The organism is Mycobacterium sp. NGS51 (assembly GCF_059812525.1).
Map to the genome: position 1 here is coordinate 168508 of NZ_JCALCV010000008.1, position 17206 is coordinate 185713.

Below are 17206 nucleotides of genomic sequence, written 5' to 3' on the forward strand. Positions count from 1 at the left end.
GCGGGGCTCGACTGCCGCGCGACTACATCGCGCGAAGCAGCGCCGCTTTGCCCTTCACCCGCAATTTTTCCAGAGTGGAGCCACGCAGCTGCTCGATGCGCGATGCCATCTTGCGGCCCAGCGCCGCGAGTTCTTCGTCGGTGATGTGCACCGATGCGGGAACCGGGATCATGTCGCGCTCCTCTTCGTCGGCGTGCGCCTCCAGGACCGTTTTGAACGTTTCCCATTCGAGTTCGTAGGTGGACGCGGTCGGCGGCGTGCGCAGCAGCACGGCGAGCTGGTCGGTGACTTGGCGGTGTTCGGCGTGCGCGATCGCAATCAACCTGCTGGCCGCCGCCAGGGCCGGATAGTAGATGTCGTCCTCGATGCGAAAGTGGATATCCAATTCCACCAACATCTCGTCGAGAATGGCCTGCCGTTCCGCGGTCCCTGCCGGCGCCGCACTGACCTTGGCCGCCAGGCCTTTGAGTACTTTGTGGTGGTCCTGCAGCACTGTGTAGGCGTTCACTTGGCCACTCCCCTTCCCGCCTCGAGCGGATGTTGTGCGTCGCCGCGCAACTCGATCATTCCGTCGCTGATCCGCGCCTGATAGCGGGGCAGCGGCGCCGCCGCCGGGCCGCGCAGCACCTCCCCTGAGTCGACGTCGAATCGTGAACCGTGCCAGGGACATACGATTCGCCCACGATCGACCCAACCGTCGGCCATCGGCGCAGCGAGGTGCGGACAGAACTCGCCGAAGGCGGACACCTCGTCGTCGCCGGTCTTGCACACGACCAACCCCACCCCGTCGATCTCGACTCGCTGCGGCTTGCCGTTCTGCAGCGACGTCGCCGGCAGCACAGGCATCCAGTCGCGGGTGCGCAACCGCTGGCCGGATTGATCGATGCCGATTCCGGACTCGAACACCAGGGCACCGCCCAGGTAGCTGCTGCCCACGGTGATGCCGTAACCCACTGCGCTGATGGCAATTCCGCGCAGGTGCCGGCCACGTCGGCGATCCGACCACGACTTCACGTACAGCCCAGTCGCGACGACGTTCAGCAGACCGTGTACGACTCCGACGCGGCGGTCTTCCTCGTGCGTGTGCTGCCAGTCGGTGACACCGGTGACCGCGGAGGCGATGTTCGCCAGAATCCCCAGACCCAACGCGCGTCGCGCAAACCGCGATGCGTCCACCAGTTCGGAAGCCGGTCGGCCCGGTAGCACGCTCAGCGCATCCAGCGCCACCGTCGTCCCGAGCGCTCCGCTGGTCAGCGACGCCAATGGCGGATGAACCGGATGCCCGAGCCACACGCCGTTCAGTGCGTTGGAAATCCGGTCCCGGGCGCCGCCCAGCGCGTTGTAGGCAAAGCCGAGCATGTGCTCAAACCGGTAACTGGGGCGATCCAACCAGTCCTGCCGCCCGATGAAGGACAGCGTTCGGGTGCCCACCTTTGACCGCTGAACCATGACCTCAGCCTTTCCTCATTTGCGGTGTCTATCCCCGCTCTGTTACGGACTATAGCTTTATATGCCCAGCTTGCACGATTCATGGAACCGCATGATCGGATTCATGTGAGATTGTTCACGCTCCCAGCGCGCAGCCCGCGCTCCGTTGACCGTCCCCCACGGTTCGGGCATTCTCTAATTAGCGGAAGTGCTCTCTGCATAGCAGATCATCGACGGGAGTTGGCCGGTGACCGACTACAGCCACGTCTTCGACAACGTTCGGCGTGGGATGATCCCCGCCCACATCTACAACGACGACGACATCTTCGCTTTGGAGAAGGACCGAATATTCAGTCGCGCCTGGATGTTCGTCGGCCACGAGTCGGAGATCCCCCAGGACGGCGACTACGTGGTACGGCGGGTGCTGGGAGACTCATTCATCATCGCCCGTGGTTCCGATGGCGATGTGCGGGCCTTGTTTAATATGTGCTTACACCGCGGGATGCAGGTGTGCCGCGCCGAGATGGGCAATGCCTCGAATTTCCGTTGCCCGTATCACGGTTGGGTCTACCGCAACGACGGCCGGCTCACCGGTCTGCCGTTCCACCGCGAGGCCTACGGCGGCGACGACGGGTTCCTCAAGAGCGGTCAAACCCTGTTACCGGCACCGAATCTGGCGAGCTACAACGGTTTGATCTTCATCAACCTTGATCCCAACGCCGAACCGCTGGAGGACTTCCTGGGTGACTTCCGGTTCTACTTGGACTTCTACACTAAGCAGAGCCGCCACGGCTTGGAACTGCGGGGCCCGCAACGCTGGCGGATCAACGCGAACTGGAAGATCGGGGCGGAGAATTTCGCCGGCGACATGTATCACACCCCGCAGACCCATGCCTCGATCGTCGAGATCGGACTGTTCCGTGAGCCCAAAGCTCAAAAGCGTAAGGACGGCGCCACCTACTGGGCCGGCCGGGGCGGTGGAACCACCTACAAACTCCCGCCGGGCCCTTTCGACGAACGGATGCGCTACGTCGGATACCCCGACGAGATGATCGGCCGGATCAAAGACGTGTGGTCGTCGCGCCACCAACAGGTCGTCGGCGAGGACGGGTTCATGATCTCGGCCGCTTCGTGTTTTCCCAACCTGAGTTTCGTGCACAACTGGCCCAAAGTCGAAGATGGCGAATCGGTGTTGCCGTTCATCTCGATTCGGCTCTGGCAGCCGATCAGCGCGAACCAAACCGAGGTGTACTCGTGGTTCGCGGTGGACTCGGCGGCGCCGCCGGAGTACAAGAAGAATTCCTACAAGGCCTACCTGATGTGCTTCGGGTCGTCGGGCATGTTCGAACAGGACGACGTGGAGAACTGGGTGTCGCTGACCACCACTGCGGGCGGCACGATGGCGCGCCGGTTGCTGCTGAACAGCCGGATGGGTCTGCTCTCCGATGACCGCCCCGTGGTCGACACACTGCCCGCCGCTGCGTTTCACGGGCCGGGCCGCGCCCAAGTCGGCTACAACGAGAACAACCAACGCGCATTACTGCAACTGTGGGCCGATCACCTGGAGACGGTATGACCGCCCGACATCCCCTGCCGTTCAACGACCTTCGGCACCTGCAGGCCCACCAGTTCCTGGTTGACGAAGCCTACCTGCTCGACGCGCAACAGTACGAGGCATGGCTGGACACCTTGGCCGACGACATTGTCTACCTGATGCCGGTGCGGGTAACCACCGCGCTGGGCGCCGGGTTCGACACCTCGCCCGGCATGGCGCACTTCGACGAGGACAAATACTCACTGAGCCGTCGGGTGGCCCGGTTCCACACCGAGCACGCCTGGACCGAGGATCCGCCGTCACGGCTGCGGCACTACATCACCAACGTTCGCACGTTCGCCTGCGAGGATGATGATCATGTGGTCGTCGAATCCGCCGAGCTGCTGTTCCGCAGCCGCGGTGATGCCAACGAAGCGGCGCTGGTGTCCTGCGGCCGCACGGACGTACTGCGCCGCGACGGCGAGCGCTGGAAACTGGCACGGCGCACCATCATGGTCGACGAGTCGGTGTTGCGGATGCAGAATCTGGCGGTGTTCCTGTGACCGATGAACCCCTCACCATCGCAAACGAATTCACCGAAGTGCAGGTGCGTCGCGTCGATACCCGCAACGGGTCACGGCTGTTGGTCACCGCACCCAAATCCGGGCAGTCGATCAGCCTGGATGCACTTGAACTGGAAGCCCTGACGCGCCAGAACACCCGCACGTTAGAGGCAATGGTCGGCACGACGCATGGACCGCTGCTTCCGGACGAGGGGCCGACACCATGACGGGATGGTTGGACGGCAAGCGTGCCCTGGTCGTCGGCGCCGGATCGGGCATCGGACGAGCCGTCGTCGACGCTTTCCGTGCCGAGGGTGCCAAAGTCGCTGTGCTGGAACGCGATCACGGCAAGTGCGAGGCCCTGCGCCAGGAGTGCCCGGAGGTGCCGGTGGTCGAAGGCGACGCGATCGAGCGTGCCGCCAACGAACGCGCGGTCGCCGCCGCGGTCGATGCGTTCGGCGGACTCGACACCCTGGTCAACTGTGTGGGAATTTTCGACTTCTACCGGGGAATCTCAGACCTCGACGCCGATGACCTGCCCGCCGCGTTCGACGAGATCTTCCGGGCCAACGTGCTCAGCCACCTGCAATCGGTCAAGGCCGCCGTGCCGGCGCTGAAAGCCGGCGCCGGGTCGTCGATCGTGCTGGCCGAATCCGCATCGTCGTTCTATCCCGGCCGTGGTGGCGTGCTCTACGTGTCGTCGAAATTCGCGGTGCGTGGACTGGTCAGCACGCTCGCCCACGAACTGGCGCCGGACATCCGAGTCAACGGTGTGGCGCCGGGCGGCACGCTGAACACCGATCTCCGCGGGGCGGCCAGCCTCGGGTTGCAGGATGTCCGCCTCGACGACACACCTGGCCGAGCCGACGACTTGGCGGCGCGCACACCGCTGAACGTCGCACTCTCCGGCCACGACCACGCGTGGAGTTTCGTGTTCTTGGCCTCCGACCGCTCCCGCGGCATCACCGGCGACACGATCCACCCGGACGGTGGATCGGGTCTGGGGGCATCGTGACGCTCGACGAGCAACGCGCGTTGGTGGCGCAGGCCTGCCGGGTGGCCGCGGCGCGCGGCTTGGTCGACGGCATCCTCGGCCATCTCAGCCTGCGCGTCGACGACGAGCACCTGCTGATCCGCTGCCGCAGTGACACCGATATCGGGGTGGCGTTCACCCGGCCGGAGGATATTCGGCTGATCCACTTCGACGGCAGCGCCGGCGCCGCAGCCGAACTCGACGGTTACCGAGTGCCCAACGAGCTTCCGATCCACGTCGAAACCCTGCTGTCCGACGCGCGGCATCGAGCGGTTGCCCATCTGCATCCGCCCGCCGTCGTCGCCGCCGATCTGGCCGGCATCGTTCTCCGGCCGATCTGGGGTGCTTACGACATTGCCGGCGCGTGGCTCGCACGCGGTGGCGTGCCCGTCTACGAACGGTCGGTGCTGATCCGAAACCCTCAGTTGGGCAAGGAAATGGTGGCCGCGATGCGCGGCCGGCGTGTGGTGATCTGCCGCGGCCACGGGATCACCAGTGCCGCCGCCAGCGTGCAGCAGGCGGTGCTGCAGGCGATCAGCGTCGACGCGCTGGCCCGGATGGCGTTACGCGTGCGCTCCGCCGGCGGCACCGTGCACGACATCGACGACCGGGATTGGGCTGAGCTGCCCGACCTGGGTTCCGGCTTCACCGTCGAGGCGGCCTGGCGGCACGAAGTCGCGCGGCTCGGGTAAGCACCCTTGTCGGCGCCGAACGTCGAGTTGTTGGGCAATTTTGGCCAAATGCCCGCAACAAGTCGACGCTCGACGGGTCAGAGTTGCTCGCCGATCTCCTTGGCCGCCTGGGCAAGTGTGGCCGCCACCGATGCATACTGCGGTTTACTCAGCCGATGCTGCGGTGCTGCGGCGTTGAGCGCCAGCCGTAAACCCGGCGCCCGAGTCGGTATTACCACCGCAACCGAGGCAACGCCTTCCTCGCTCTCCTCCTGGTTGACGGCGTAGCCCTGATCGCGGATCCGGGACAGCTCGGCTTCCAGCGCAGTGCGCTTGGCGATCGACCGCTGGGTAATCCGTTCCAGGTTCTCGCCGGGCAGCAGCTGATGCAATTCCGGTTGTGACAGCTGGGCCAGCATGGCCTTGCCGGTCGACGTGCAGTGCGCCGGCATGGTGCGGCCCAACCGAGAGGCAACCCGCACCGCCGTCGGCCCTTCGATCGCGGCGACGAAGCGCACCACTGCACCGTCGAGCATCCCGATATGGATTGTCTCGCGCAATCGTTCGCTGAGCCCGCGCATGATTGGCATGGCGGTTCCGGCGATATCGATGCGGCCGAAGATCGCGAATGCCACACCGGTCAGCGCCGGACCCGGCAGGTAGGCCTTCGACACCGGGTCCTGGCGCACAAATCCGCGGTAGGTCAACATCGCCAGCAGCCGGTGTGCGGTCGAGGATGCCACTCCCAGATACCGGGTCGCGTCGGTCAGCCGGATCTGGGGTTGGTCCCCTAGTAGCAGCAATAATTTGAGCGCGTTGTCCACCGACTCGATCGGATACTGCGGCGCAAGTGAATCGGCGGTCGGCTTCGCCTTCTTCGGCATGTCAGAGACGGTACCTGCGATAACGCCGATCCTGACTATCATGGGGACGCGTGGCGACTGACCGGATCCGTCTGCTGCTCGCCGATGTGGACGGCACGCTAGTAGATCAGCAGAAGCAACTCACCGACGCGGCCGTGGACGCGGTGCGCAAGCTATACGACGCCGACGTGTTGTTCGCCGTCACCAGCGGGCGACCGCCCAAGGGTATGGCGATGCTGATCGATCCGCTCGACTTGAAAACGCCCATCGCCGGCTTCAACGGCGGCATCTTCGTCAAGCGCGATATGAGCGTCATCGAACAAAAGGTCCTCCCCGAAAACCTCGTGGTACCGATCGCGGAGGTGATCAACTCGTTCGACCTCGACGTGTGGATCTATCAGGGTGCCGATTGGTATGTTCCCGATCTCGATGGCTCGCATGTCGATCGGGAATCCAAGACGGTCCAGTTCGAGCCGAAGGTGATGAAAGGCCCGAAGGACCACACCGAGTCGGTCGCCAAGCTCGTCGGGGTCAGCGACGACCACGACGCAGTCAACAAGGCAACCGAAGCGGTCCGGGACCGGTTTGGCAACCACGTCGCGGCGTCGCCGTCGCAGCCCTATTACCTCGACGTCACCCATCCCGAGGCCAATAAAGGATCGGTCGCCAAATACCTTGCCGCACAGTACAAGTTGTCACCCGGACAGATCGCCACAATCGGTGACATGCCCAACGACATCCTGATGTTCGAGCACTCGCGCCTGACCATCGCCATGGGCAACGCTGACGAGAAGGTGAAGACGGCAGCCAAAGAGGTCACCGACAGCAACGACAACGACGGCTTCGCCAAGGCCGTCGAGCGCTTCGTCTTGCCCGAAGCAATGGGGTGATGTCGGGCATCGGCTACCGCCGGTACGTGGCTATCGGCGACAGCCAGACCGAGGGACTGTGGGACGGCGACGACACGGTTGGCCTCAGCGGGTTCGCCGACCGGCTGGCCTACCGGATCGACGTCCTGTATCCCGGATTGCAGTACGCCAATCTGGCGGTGCGGGGCAGGCGGATCCGTGACGTGCTGCACGACCAACTACCGCACGCGCTGGCGATGCGGCCGGATCTGATCACCGTGTGCGCTGGGATGAATGACGTCACCCGGCCGGGACGATCCTTTGATCAAGCCTTAGCCGAACTGGGCCTGCTGTATACGGGGTTGGCCGGGTCGGGAGCTACCGTGCTGACGACGACCTTCCCCGATGTCGGCAAACTCGTGCCGGTCGGCCGGCTGCTTGCCGCACGAGTGGCCCGCATCAACGACGTCATCCGCAGCGCTGCCCAAAGCCATGGATTCGGGCTCGTCGATCTGTACACCGCCCCCTCCATGCACAACCTCGACACCTGGAGCGCGGACCGCATTCACGCCTCGACCAAGGGCCATATCTTGTTTGCGGCCGCCGCGGCAGAGGCCCTGAATCTGCCCTCGAGCAATCATGATTGGGCGAACTCAGACGGCATGGCGGTGCGCTCGTCGCTGTCAGCGCGCGCCGGTGCGCAAGTGCGATGGACACAGAACATGCTCCTGCCCTGGCTTTGGCGCCAGCTGCGCGGTCGCTCTACCGGCGACGGACGGCAACCCAAACGTCCATACCTCGATGACGTCACAGCGCGTCACCGCGCCCGCTGACCACCCCGGTCAGGCATCCTTATCGCATGACGGTGGATGTCCTGCTGCACTCGATCCCACCGCTGACGGTGTACCTGATCGTCGGCGTCGTGGTCGGGATCGAGAGCCTGGGGATTCCACTTCCCGGCGAGATCGTGCTCGTCACCGCGGCGCTGATGTCATCACGCCACGAATTGGCCGTCAGCCCAATCGGCGTCGGGGCGGCCGCGGTGATCGGAGCGGTGATCGGCGACACGATCGGCTATTCCATTGGCCGACGGTTCGGCATGCCCCTGTTCGATTGGCTGGGCCGGCGGTTTCCGCACCATTTCGGCCCCGGACACGTCGGCCTGGCCGAACGGATATTCACCCGATGGGGTTCGCACGCGGTCTTCTTCGGGCGGTTCATCGCGTTATTGCGGATCTTCGCCGGGCCGCTTGCCGGCGCTTTGAAGATGCCCTATCCGCGTTTTCTCGTCGCCAATGTTTCCGGTGCCGTGTGCTGGGCCGGCGGTACCACCGCGCTGATCTACTACGCCGGAGTCGCAGCCGAGCGCTGGCTGCAGCGGTTTTCCTGGATCGCTCTGGTCGTCGCGGTCGTGATTGGCGGCATAGCCGCGATTCTGTTCCGCAAACGCACTGCCCGGGCAATCGCCGAATTCGAGGCCGAGAACCCTCGAGAATCGGACCAGACGGCGGCTTGAGGCGACGGTTTCGCCCGGTCCGTTGGCAAACTCCGTTGTCAATGCTGAGCGCCGCTGACACCTGCGCCGTGACAGGCGTCTAAGCTTGCCGGCGGACAGTTTGCTACCAAGCCGCAACAGGCCGTTGGCGCTCAATGCTGCCCCGCGCCCCGCATGGTCGCTATCGAATGAGAGCTGTTGGTAACAGATGTAATCGACATTTACATCGCGCGCGGATGACGAGATTCGTCCGGGAACCCGGACATTGATCCTTATTTGCGGAACGTCGGGTCATCCAGGTCGAATCCAGCCGATTCTTACCAACCCCACATAGACATGCCGAGCAATCTCTGTTATAAAAATGAAATCTAGAAAATACGAGGTCTGTCTTCAGGCACGTAGGGCGGGCATCCTTCGCGGCGCGAAGCGCCGATTTGAGGAGTTCACCATGAGTTTTGCCACGGCAGAAGCATCGTCCAGTCATTTGATGTTGAGCAGCCGTCTGGTCTCGGAACTGGCCGGTGCACGGAGCACATTGCGGACCACCAGCGAACGCAGCGGATCCGCGGTGATTGTCCATGCCGGAGGCGAAGTCGACGCCTCCAACGAAGACACCTGGCGGCACCTGCTGAACGAGGCGGCGGCTGCTGCCAGTTCTCCAGGTGCTCTTGTGGTCGACACCAGCGGCCTGGACTTCATGGGCTGCTGCGCGTTCGCAGTGCTGGCCGAGGAAGCGGAGCGCAGCCGGGAGCGTGGCGTCGAGATCCGCCTGGTCAGCAACCAGCCAGTGGTTGCGCGACTGGTCGTCGCCTGCGGGCTCGGCGAACTGATAGCCGTCGACGAGAGCGTGGACACGGCACTGGCGAACTCGCCTGGCGAGTCCTCCGACTGGTAAACCACTGGGCGAGTCAGCGACGTATGCGCTGAGCGAGCAGCTCTTTTCCTGGTCCGGCTAGTTGATCGAGGGCATCCGGGCGGGCGGCCATCGCCATCAGCAGAGCTTCGCCTGGGCCTTTTACCTCAGCCCCGCTGCCGTGCGACCAGTCCAGGTCGGTGGCGGCCAGCCGGATTCCTCGGGCCCGCCACACACCACGAGTAGCGGGAGCGCGCAAGGCGTAGTCCAACACGGCTTGCATCCGCGTGGAATCGATGGCGCGCGCGATACCGAGTGGCCGGCGGATGTCCTGCTGATGGATCATGCCGTCAACGAGCGCGACCATGCCACCGAACATCGACGTGAAGCCCCGCGGCGGGATGCAGGCGCGCATCAATTCGGTGAGCTGTTCGGGCGAGCGGCGCGCATACTCAGCGACGCCGATCGCGTTGATGCGGTTGACCAGCAGGCGGCCTTTGACGAAGCGCCGCAACAACTCCCAGCGATTCAGCTCGTCATAGCTGAGCACGTGGGCAACGACCTCACGGACCCGCCATTGAGCGCACAAGCTGGGTTGCTCCCATTGCGTCGGCGATAGCCCCGCGAGCAGGTCGGCGAATTCGTCGCGTTCCTCGCACGCCATCTGCATTGTGCTCACGTCGGTCATTGCAGTACGACCTTAGTTGGTTTACCGATCCCGGGCCGGGGTAAGCGTGCTTGTGGAGACGATTCGTCCTACAAGATCGGAACAGCGTAAGACCATGGGAATCAAAAACTCACCCGTCGTCGTGGTGACCGGCGCGAGCGCCGGTATCGGCCGAGCGACTGTGCAACTGCTCGCGAAGCGAGGAGCACGCATCGGACTGCTGGCACGGGGTGAGGCCGGGCTGGACGGCGCGGCATCCGAGGTGCGCGCGGAAGGCGGTGAGGCGCTGGCGATCCCGACCGACGTGTCCGACTACGACGCGGTGCAACAGGCCGCGCAACGCGTCGAGGAACGGTTCGGCCCCATCGATGCCTGGATCAATGTCGCCTTCAGCTCGGTCTTCGCGCCCTTCGCCGAGATCAAGCCGGAGGAATTCCGCCGGGTCACCGAGATCAGCTACCTCGGCTTCGTGTACGGCACCATGGTCGCGTTGCAGCGGATGCGTCCGCGGAACTCCGGAGTCATCGTGCAAGTGGGATCTGCACTGGGCGCCCGCGCAATTCCGCTTCAGTCGGCGTACTGCGGCGCCAAACATGCCATCAACGGCTTTACCGAATCGCTACGAACCGAATTGATGCATGAGAAGAGCAAGGTGCGGATCACCGTCGTGCAGATGCCTGCGGTCAACACCCCGCAGTTCTCCTGGGTGCTTTCGCGTTTGGATCGGCACCCGCAGCCGGTGCCGCCGATATACCAACCCGAAGTCGCCGCGCGCGGCGTCCTGCATGCGCTCGACCATCCACGCCGCAAGCAGTACTGGGTCGGGGCGAGCACGGTCGGAACGATCATCGGACAACGGTTCGCGCCTGCGCTGCTCGACCGCTATCTGGCCCGGACTGGATATGACTCGCAACAAACCGATCAGAAAGTCGGGCCGGATCGGCCGGCCAATCTCTGGGAGCCCGTCGACGGGCCGGGGGGTAAAGATCACGGCGCGCATGGTGTGTTCGACGACCAGGCCCACGGCCACAGTCCGCAATTCTGGGCCACCCGGCATCGACGTTCGTTGCTCGGCGCCGGACTAATGGCAAGCTTGCTGGCCGCATCGAGTTGGGGTCAGCGCCAGCTTCGCTGAAATCACTTCTGCCACATCCGCTTCGCTAGTCTCACGGCGGGCCGTTGCTGTCGTACCCGGCCGATATCCTTTCGAACATGCGTTCTAGCAGTCGGGAAGAGATCGTCGAGGTCGTCGATGCGCTCAAGACCGACATGAAGCGCGTCTTGGATCTGTCGTTCGAGGTGTTGACCACCCCTGAGCGCCTGGCGATGCTGGAGTGCTGCGAAACGCTGCGCCGCCAGCTGCCTGCCGTCGAGCACCCGCTGATCAACCAGCTCGCCGAGCAGGCCACCGACACCGAGCTGGGCGGCACGCTCTCGTTTGCGTTGGCCGAGCGGTTGCGCATCACCCGCGCCGAGGCCGCCCGGCGCATCGGGGAGGCCGCCGACCTCGGGGCGCGCCGGGCGATGAGCGGCGAGCCGCTCGAGCCGCTGTTGGGCGCCACGGCTGCCGCGCAACGCGCCGGGACCATCGGGCCCGGCCACGTGAGCGTGATCCGCAATTTCTATCACCGGCTGCCCGACGCCGTCGACATCGACACCGCCGCGCACGCCGAAGCCCAACTGGCCCGCGACGGCGGCCAGTTTCGCCCCGACCAACTGGCCAAACTGGCCGATCGACTCACCGACTGTCTCAACCCCGACGGTGATTTCACCGACAACGATCGCGCCCGGCGGCGCAGCCTGATCCTGGGCAAACAAGACCTCGACGGCATGTCAAAGATCAGCGGGCTGCTGACGCCCGAAGCCCGCGCCACCCTCGACGCCGTGCTGGCCAAGCTGGCCGCCCCGGGCATGTGCAACCCCGAGGACCTGACCCCCTGCCTCGATGGCACACCATCGCAGCCCACCGCCCAGGGCGACCCCCGCAGCACCGGCCAACGCAACCACGACGCGCTCAACGCCGCGCTTCGCGCCCTGCTCGCCTCCGAAAAGTTGGGTCAGCACAACGGCCTACCGGCCACCATCATCGTCTCCACCACCCTGGCCGAACTCGAAGCCGGCACCGGCAAAGCGCTGACCGGCGGCGGCACCCTGCTACCCATGACCGATGTGATCCGGCTGGCCTCCCACGCCCATCATTACCTGTCGATTTTCGACCACGGCAAAGCCATCGGGCTCTACCACACCAAGCGGCTGGCCTGCCCCGGGCAGCGCATCGTGCTCTACGCCAAGGACCGCGGCTGTACGTTCCCCAACTGCGATGTGCCCGGCTACCTCACCGAGGTCCATCACGTCACCGACTACGCCCAATGCCGCGAAACCGACATCGACGAGCTCACCCTGGGCTGCGGGCCGCACCACAAACTGGTCACCTCCGGCGGCTGGAAAACCCGCAAGCTCAACAATGGCGACACCCAATGGATCCCACCCCCACACCTCGACCACGGCCAACCAAGAACCAACAACTACCACCACCCCGAACGCCTGCTCCGAGCAGACGACGACGAGGTGCCCTAGCGGCTCAACGCTTACGGAGCGCAGCTGCCAGCGCCCAGGACACCCCGGCGCCCGCCACCGCGATCGCGGCCAGTGGACCAGCCACCCGGGCCGCTCGAACGCGTGTCGAAGGCTCCGGGCGAGTCGGCCGACCGCCGACCATTACCTGCGCCAGATGCAGCGGCGTCGCTGCGCCCGCATCCCTGATCTGGGTCTGGCAGGAGAATCCGTCGGCCACCACCAGGGTGTCGGGGTTGTCGCGAATCTTCGGCAATAGTGCTTGCTCGCCACAGTCCATCGAAAGTTGGTACTTGCCTTGCTCGAAACCCCAGGAACCGGCCAATCCGCAGCAGCCGCCGGACACCGGTTCCACGTCGAGTCCCATCTTCTCCAAGACCTGCTGATCCGCATCCACTCCGCCGGTTGCCCGCTGGTGGCAGTGCCCCCACAGCAGCGCCCGCGCCCCGGACACTTTCGGAAGCTCGACGTCGAACTTCGTGAAGAACTCGGCAAAGTGATAGCTGTTGCGTACCAGGCGGTCTGCGTCGTCGTCATGCGGCAAGAGCTTGGGCAGCTCGCCTTTGAACACGGCCAGACAGCTGGGCTCCATCCCCACGATCGGTGTGCCGGCCCGGACGTCGTCACGCAACTGGGACAGCACATCCTGCAGGTAGCGCTCGGCCATATCCAGGAAGCCGTAGTCGTACAGCGGTCGGCCACAACAGATGTGCTTGGTCGGCATCACCACCTGCCAGCCGGCCGCCTCGATCGCCTCCACGCAGGCCACCCCGACCTCAGTGTGCAGCCGGTTGTTGAACGTATCCGGAAACAGGATGACGCGCGGCCCGCCGTCATTGACCACCGGGCGCCCCGAAAACCACTGTTGCAGTGTCATCGGCGCAAACGTCGGTAGCGGCCGGTGCCGATCGATCCCACCTACCGCCTTGGCGATTCGCGCCAGGCCAGGTGTCTGGATCGCGAAGTTCGCCAGCTCGGGGATGGCACTCGCCAACCGGGCCGCCTGGTCGATGAACCCGAACGCGTAGGCAAAGCGCGGTCGCCACCGGCGCACCGACTTGAAATGGTGGTACAAGAACTCCGCTTTGTAGGTCGGGATATCCACGTCGACCGGGCAGTCGCTGGTGCAGCCCTTGCACGCCAGGCACAGATCCAGCGCATCGGCCACCTCGGCCGACTGCCAGCCGTCGGTGATCACTTCACCGCGCAGCATCTCGAACAGCAGCCGTGCACGCCCGCGGGTGGAGTGCTTCTCCTCCTTGGTCACCTGATAGCTCGGGCACATCGTGGTCTGCGCATCGGGCACCCGGCATTTGCCGACACCGACGCAGCGCAACGCCGCGTGCGAGAAATCCCCGCCGTCGTCCGGGTAGGCGAACTTCACCTTCGGCCGCAGTGGGTTGTAGTCAGTGCCCAGCTTGAGATTCTCGTCGAAGCGATATGGGTCGATGACCTTGCCGGGGTTCATCTTCCACTCCGGATCCCAGATCAGCTTGAACTTGCGCATCGCTTCGAGCAGGCGGGGACCGTACTGCTTGCCGAGCAGTTCGGCGCGCTGCTGCCCGTCGCCGTGCTCGCCGGACATCGAGCCGTTGTAGCGCGCCACCAGGTCGCCGGCCGCCTCCATGAAGTGCCGGTAGGTGGCCAACCCGTCGCGGTGACGCAGGTCGAAATTGATCCGGGAATGGATGCAGCCTTCGCCCAGGTGGCCATACATGGCACCGTGCAGACTGTGGTCGGCGTAGAGCTGCTGCAGATCCCGCAAGTAGTCGCCAACTCGCGCCGGCGGCACAGCCGAATCTTCCCAGCCCGGCCAGTGATCGCCACTGTCTGCCGGAAACGCCGTCGATCCCAGCCCGGCCTCGCGAATCGACCACAACTGGTCGCTGTTGCCGCCGTCCTGCTTACTGCGGGCCAGCACGATGCGGTCGTCGTCGTAGTCCTTCCTCTTCCGGAGCCACTGGACGAATTCCTCAGCCCGGCGCAGTGATTCGCCGGGCTCGTCGGATCCAAACTGCATGAACAGCCAGGCACCGCTGGATTCGGGCCGGGGCAGCGCCGCCCGGCCGGCCGCATTGGTTCCGGTCAGTTCCTGGTCGTGGACCAGCAGGTGGTCGACGGCCTCCAGACCAATTGGTTTCCAGGCCATCAGGTCCCGTACCGCGTCGCCGGCCTCGCCCAGCGAGTCGTATTGAATCACCACCAGCGTGCGGTGAATCATCGCCGGTGTCAGCATCACTGTCGCGGTCAGCGCCACCGCGCAGGTGCTCTCGGTGCCGACGAGCGCGCGGGCTACGTTGAAACCCTTCTCCGGGAGCAATTCGTCGAGGTTGTATCCGGACACCCGCCGCGGCAGCTCGTCCACCGATGGATATCCCGTGCGGATGTCGTCGGCATACTCGTCGCGCAAATCCCGCAGGGCGGCATAGATTTCACCCTTGCGTCCGCCGGCGGCGATGATGGCGTCGAGATCCTTCTCCTCATTGACGCCGACGGTGAACCGCGCGCCGTCGTAGGTGATGACGTCCATTGAATGTGTGTTGTCGGATGTCCGCGGCCCCGGCCCGTAGAGATGCGACTGGATCGAGTGCACCCCGCAGGAGTTGTTGCCGATATTGCCGCCCAATGTGCATCTCGAGTGTGACGACGGGTCCGGGCCGAACACTAGTCCGTACTCGCCGGTGGCCCTGTTGAGCTGCTCGTTGATCACCCCGGTTTGCACGGTCGCCAGTCGGTGCTGCGCGTCGATGTCGAGAATGTCGGTGAGGTACTTCGAAAAGTCGATCACGACGGCCACATTCACCGTCTCACCGGACAAACTGGTCCCACCGCCCCGGCACAGTACCGGGGCACCGTAGGTGTGACAGGCCCGCACGGTCTGGACGACGTCGTCGATCGTCTTGGGCACAACCACACCGATGGGCACCTGGCGGAAGTTCGACGCGTCGTTGGCGTACATCGCCTTGGTGGCCGGGTCGAATCGCACCTCACCGCTGACGTGCCGGCGTAATTGGCTCTCCAAACCGGCGACATTCACAGCGTTGGTCCGGGGACCGGGACGGGCGGGCACGATTTGAGTCATTCGCTCAGACCTCCGCGCCACCCCGGCTTGGCGCTGACCGCCGATGAGCGCCATCAGTCGACAAGCCGCAGCGTGCGTTTCGCAGATCATCGACGAACGACGCGAAGGCCCGCTCGCGATCGGTGCGGTCACGAAGTACCGCCGAGGGGTGCACGGTAGCCACCAGCTGTGGGTCCGGGTCGGCTCGTAACGTGAAGTCCTCGGGCAGCTGTAACAGCTCACCACGCTGCGCGGAGACTCGGAATGCCTTGCCCATCAACGCCTGGGCCGCGGTCGCACCGAGCAAAACGATCAATTCCGGTTGCAGAGCCTCGATTTCGGCGATCAGCCATGGTCGGCAGGCGACGACTTCGGTTCGGCTGGGTTTCTGGTGGATCCGTCGTTTGCCATTCTTGCGCGTGAATTTGAAATGCTTGACCGCATTGGTTTGATACGTCAGATCCGGATCGATGCCCGCATCGCCGAGCGCACGCGCCAGCAACCGGCCGGCAGGACCGACGAACGGCAGACCTTCGATGTCTTCGCGATCGCCGGGCTGCTCGCCCACGAGCATGATCGGCGCGTCCGGGTGGCCGTGCCCGAAGACGGTTTGCGACGCATTCTGATACAGCGTGCAGCCGTGACAAACACTTGCGGCGGCCTCGAGCGAAGCCAAGCTGCGATCCTCGGGCAGATAGCGTGCCGCCCCGGCCGGTGCGGCCATCAGGCCGCGAACTCGAGCGCGATCTTCGACATCCACAGGTGAAAGAACCGGTCTCGTTCCGGACCGATCTGCTGGATGTCGACCTCGGCATACCCCGCGCCGATACCGTCGATGTACGGCTTGGGGCCCGGCCCCCATGGCAATGACGTGGACAGTGGCTGCGCCACCTCGTCCGGCCACGACTGGTGGGCGGTCTGCGCGCCAACCGTTTCGTGCCGGGCGACGAGGAATTCGACGACATCGGCCGATGGCGGGGTGGCAACCATGGATTCCCTCCCAAAATACGGGAATTAGGCACGCGTCGGGCCGTCGTTTGCGTGCATTGCACGCCTACCCGGTCGATTCGTCCACCAAACGAGCAACAACCACGCTTGCCGGTCGACTCTCAGACGTCGTCGTCGAGGTAGCCGGCCGGCTCTCCCCCGGCGCTGGTAAACGCGGTCAATGCGCGCACCAAGCCGTGGCGTTCGGTCGGTGGCATTTTTTCGACGATGCGGGCGATTTCGGTGCGCCGATGCGAGGTGACTTGCCCGACCACCTTTCGTCCGCGCACGGTCAACGCGGCCAAAAGTTCACGGCGTGAGGTCGGGTGCGGTTTGCGGTCGATCAGTCCGGTGCTGGCGAGCCGGTCGACCATCCGCCCGGCGGCGGAAGGTTTCACGCCCAACTGAGCTGCCAGGGTGGCGAGATTGATCGGGCCCCGGTGAAACAAGATCACCAGGGTTCGAAATTGCGGAATAGTGATGGACTCGTCGACCAGTGCGATCGAGTGGGCCGAGATCGCCACCAGCAAACGCGATGCGGTCAGCAACGCAGCAGTGATCGCATCCACCGACTCCGGCGTTGCCGTACCGCGTTTAGTAGCCATTGTTCAGCGTCTCCACTCCGACCG

At 64.7% G+C, this 17206-nt stretch carries 19 protein-coding genes; 11 read left to right on the forward strand and 8 right to left on the reverse strand.

The window, feature by feature from the left end; translation table 11 throughout:
- Positions 1-22: 22 nt before the first annotated feature.
- A complete protein-coding gene (locus AC5Y5W_RS12540) occupies positions 23-508 on the reverse strand; it encodes a hemerythrin domain-containing protein (RefSeq protein ID WP_500009611.1) in 486 nt (161 codons plus the stop codon).
- Positions 505-1449: a Rieske (2Fe-2S) protein gene (locus AC5Y5W_RS12545; protein WP_500009609.1), complete on the reverse strand. Its 945-nt coding sequence runs from the start codon at positions 1447-1449 to the stop codon at positions 505-507. Before AC5Y5W_RS12545 ends, AC5Y5W_RS12540 begins: the two co-directional genes overlap by 4 nt.
- Before the next feature lie 268 nt (positions 1450-1717).
- Here AC5Y5W_RS12545 and AC5Y5W_RS12550 point away from each other — a divergent pair, with 268 nt between their 5' ends.
- The 5 genes from AC5Y5W_RS12550 to phtC are packed head-to-tail and all read left to right on the forward strand — an operon-like array spanning position 1718 to position 5250.
- Positions 1718-3004 (forward strand): aromatic ring-hydroxylating dioxygenase subunit alpha, encoded by a 1287-nt coding sequence (locus tag AC5Y5W_RS12550; protein ID WP_500022324.1) that lies wholly within the window; start codon positions 1718-1720, stop codon positions 3002-3004.
- Positions 3001-3525: a 3-phenylpropionate/cinnamic acid dioxygenase subunit beta gene (locus tag AC5Y5W_RS12555; RefSeq protein WP_500009608.1), complete on the forward strand. Its 525-nt coding sequence runs from the start codon at positions 3001-3003 to the stop codon at positions 3523-3525. Before AC5Y5W_RS12550 ends, AC5Y5W_RS12555 begins: the two co-directional genes overlap by 4 nt.
- Positions 3522-3752 (forward strand): dihydrodiol dehydrogenase, encoded by a 231-nt coding sequence (locus AC5Y5W_RS12560; protein ID WP_499885983.1) that lies wholly within the window; start codon positions 3522-3524, stop codon positions 3750-3752. Before AC5Y5W_RS12555 ends, AC5Y5W_RS12560 begins: the two co-directional genes overlap by 4 nt.
- A complete protein-coding gene (hcaB, locus tag AC5Y5W_RS12565; protein WP_500009606.1) occupies positions 3749-4540 on the forward strand; it encodes a 3-(cis-5,6-dihydroxycyclohexa-1,3-dien-1-yl)propanoate dehydrogenase in 792 nt (263 codons plus the stop codon). Before AC5Y5W_RS12560 ends, hcaB begins: the two co-directional genes overlap by 4 nt.
- Positions 4534-5250: a 3,4-dihydroxyphthalate decarboxylase gene (gene phtC, locus AC5Y5W_RS12570; RefSeq protein WP_500022325.1), complete on the forward strand. Its 717-nt coding sequence runs from the start codon at positions 4534-4536 to the stop codon at positions 5248-5250. Before hcaB ends, phtC begins: the two co-directional genes overlap by 7 nt.
- Before the next feature lie 77 nt (positions 5251-5327).
- Here phtC and AC5Y5W_RS12575 read toward each other — a convergent pair whose 3' ends face one another.
- Positions 5328-6113 carry an IclR family transcriptional regulator gene (locus AC5Y5W_RS12575; protein ID WP_500022308.1) on the reverse strand — a complete coding sequence of 262 codons (786 nt, stop codon included), beginning with the start codon at positions 6111-6113 and terminating at the stop codon, positions 5328-5330.
- A 50-nt stretch (positions 6114-6163) separates the two neighbouring features.
- On the opposite strand from AC5Y5W_RS12575, the gene AC5Y5W_RS12580 reads away from it, so the two are divergent.
- The 4 genes from AC5Y5W_RS12580 to AC5Y5W_RS12595 all read left to right on the forward strand — a co-directional run bounded on the left by AC5Y5W_RS12580 (position 6164) and on the right by AC5Y5W_RS12595 (position 9330).
- Positions 6164-6982, forward strand: coding sequence for a Cof-type HAD-IIB family hydrolase (locus AC5Y5W_RS12580; protein ID WP_500022309.1), 819 nt, complete (start codon positions 6164-6166; stop codon positions 6980-6982).
- Complete coding sequence (locus AC5Y5W_RS12585; RefSeq protein ID WP_500022310.1) at positions 6982-7773, forward strand: SGNH/GDSL hydrolase family protein; 792 nt, start codon at positions 6982-6984, stop codon at positions 7771-7773. The genes AC5Y5W_RS12580 and AC5Y5W_RS12585 overlap by 1 nt, the downstream gene beginning before the upstream one ends.
- Positions 7774-7799: 26 nt before the next feature.
- A complete protein-coding gene (locus AC5Y5W_RS12590) occupies positions 7800-8456 on the forward strand; it encodes a DedA family protein (RefSeq protein WP_500022311.1) in 657 nt (218 codons plus the stop codon).
- A gap of 427 nt (positions 8457-8883) precedes the next feature.
- The gene (locus AC5Y5W_RS12595) at positions 8884-9330 is read left to right on the forward strand and encodes an anti-sigma factor antagonist (RefSeq protein WP_500009601.1); all 447 of its coding nucleotides are present in this window, start codon (positions 8884-8886) and stop codon (positions 9328-9330) included.
- Positions 9331-9343: 13 nt separating this feature from the next.
- Here AC5Y5W_RS12595 and AC5Y5W_RS12600 read toward each other — a convergent pair whose 3' ends face one another.
- Positions 9344-9958 (reverse strand): maleylpyruvate isomerase family mycothiol-dependent enzyme, encoded by a 615-nt coding sequence (locus AC5Y5W_RS12600; RefSeq protein WP_500009764.1) that lies wholly within the window; start codon positions 9956-9958, stop codon positions 9344-9346.
- A gap of 112 nt (positions 9959-10070) precedes the next feature.
- On the opposite strand from AC5Y5W_RS12600, the gene AC5Y5W_RS12605 reads away from it, so the two are divergent.
- Together AC5Y5W_RS12605 and AC5Y5W_RS12610 are read left to right on the forward strand one after the other, a co-directional pair.
- Complete coding sequence (locus AC5Y5W_RS12605) at positions 10071-11090, forward strand: SDR family oxidoreductase (protein WP_500009600.1); 1020 nt, start codon at positions 10071-10073, stop codon at positions 11088-11090.
- A 77-nt stretch (positions 11091-11167) separates the two neighbouring features.
- Positions 11168-12532, forward strand: a complete 1365-nt coding sequence (locus tag AC5Y5W_RS12610; RefSeq protein WP_500022312.1) for an HNH endonuclease signature motif containing protein — start codon at positions 11168-11170, stop codon at positions 12530-12532.
- Between the two features lie 4 nt (positions 12533-12536).
- On the opposite strand, the gene AC5Y5W_RS12615 is transcribed toward AC5Y5W_RS12610, so the two are convergent.
- The 4 genes from AC5Y5W_RS12615 to AC5Y5W_RS12630 form a co-directional block, all read right to left on the reverse strand.
- Entirely contained in the window at positions 12537-15611 is a 3075-nt protein-coding gene (locus tag AC5Y5W_RS12615) for an FAD-binding and (Fe-S)-binding domain-containing protein (protein WP_500022313.1), read from the reverse strand.
- 4 nt (positions 15612-15615) lie between these two features.
- Entirely contained in the window at positions 15616-16314 is a 699-nt protein-coding gene (locus tag AC5Y5W_RS12620) for a UdgX family uracil-DNA binding protein (RefSeq protein WP_500009597.1), read from the reverse strand.
- The gene (locus AC5Y5W_RS12625; RefSeq protein WP_500009596.1) at positions 16314-16580 is read right to left on the reverse strand and encodes a hypothetical protein; all 267 of its coding nucleotides are present in this window, start codon (positions 16578-16580) and stop codon (positions 16314-16316) included. The genes AC5Y5W_RS12620 and AC5Y5W_RS12625 overlap by 1 nt, the downstream gene beginning before the upstream one ends.
- Before the next feature lie 119 nt (positions 16581-16699).
- Positions 16700-17182, reverse strand: coding sequence for a MarR family winged helix-turn-helix transcriptional regulator (locus AC5Y5W_RS12630; protein ID WP_500009595.1), 483 nt, complete (start codon positions 17180-17182; stop codon positions 16700-16702).
- Positions 17183-17206: the final 24 nt, after the last annotated feature.

Excerpts from the sequence above, each read along its gene's own strand:
- AC5Y5W_RS12630 (WP_500009595.1), bottom strand. The coding sequence starts at position 17,182 with ATGGCTACTAAACGCGGTACGGCAACGCCGGAGTCGGTGGATGCGATC.
- AC5Y5W_RS12615 (WP_500022313.1), bottom strand. The coding sequence starts at position 15,611 with ATGACTCAAATCGTGCCCGCCCGTCCCGGTCCCCGGACCAACGCTGTG.
- AC5Y5W_RS12575 (WP_500022308.1), bottom strand. The coding sequence starts at position 6,113 with ATGCCGAAGAAGGCGAAGCCGACCGCCGATTCACTTGCGCCGCAGTAT.
- hcaB (WP_500009606.1), top strand. The coding sequence starts at position 3,749 with ATGACGGGATGGTTGGACGGCAAGCGTGCCCTGGTCGTCGGCGCCGGA.
- AC5Y5W_RS12595 (WP_500009601.1), top strand. The coding sequence starts at position 8,884 with ATGAGTTTTGCCACGGCAGAAGCATCGTCCAGTCATTTGATGTTGAGC.
- AC5Y5W_RS12620 (WP_500009597.1), bottom strand. The coding sequence starts at position 16,314 with ATGGCCGCACCGGCCGGGGCGGCACGCTATCTGCCCGAGGATCGCAGC.
- AC5Y5W_RS12625 (WP_500009596.1), bottom strand. The coding sequence starts at position 16,580 with ATGGTTGCCACCCCGCCATCGGCCGATGTCGTCGAATTCCTCGTCGCC.
- AC5Y5W_RS12545 (WP_500009609.1), bottom strand. The coding sequence starts at position 1,449 with ATGGTTCAGCGGTCAAAGGTGGGCACCCGAACGCTGTCCTTCATCGGG.
- AC5Y5W_RS12600 (WP_500009764.1), bottom strand. The coding sequence starts at position 9,958 with ATGCAGATGGCGTGCGAGGAACGCGACGAATTCGCCGACCTGCTCGCG.
- AC5Y5W_RS12605 (WP_500009600.1), top strand. The coding sequence starts at position 10,071 with ATGGGAATCAAAAACTCACCCGTCGTCGTGGTGACCGGCGCGAGCGCC.
- AC5Y5W_RS12555 (WP_500009608.1), top strand. The coding sequence starts at position 3,001 with ATGACCGCCCGACATCCCCTGCCGTTCAACGACCTTCGGCACCTGCAG.
- AC5Y5W_RS12610 (WP_500022312.1), top strand. The coding sequence starts at position 11,168 with ATGCGTTCTAGCAGTCGGGAAGAGATCGTCGAGGTCGTCGATGCGCTC.
- AC5Y5W_RS12550 (WP_500022324.1), top strand. The coding sequence starts at position 1,718 with ATGATCCCCGCCCACATCTACAACGACGACGACATCTTCGCTTTGGAG.
- AC5Y5W_RS12590 (WP_500022311.1), top strand. The coding sequence starts at position 7,800 with ATGACGGTGGATGTCCTGCTGCACTCGATCCCACCGCTGACGGTGTAC.
- AC5Y5W_RS12585 (WP_500022310.1), top strand. The coding sequence starts at position 6,982 with ATGTCGGGCATCGGCTACCGCCGGTACGTGGCTATCGGCGACAGCCAG.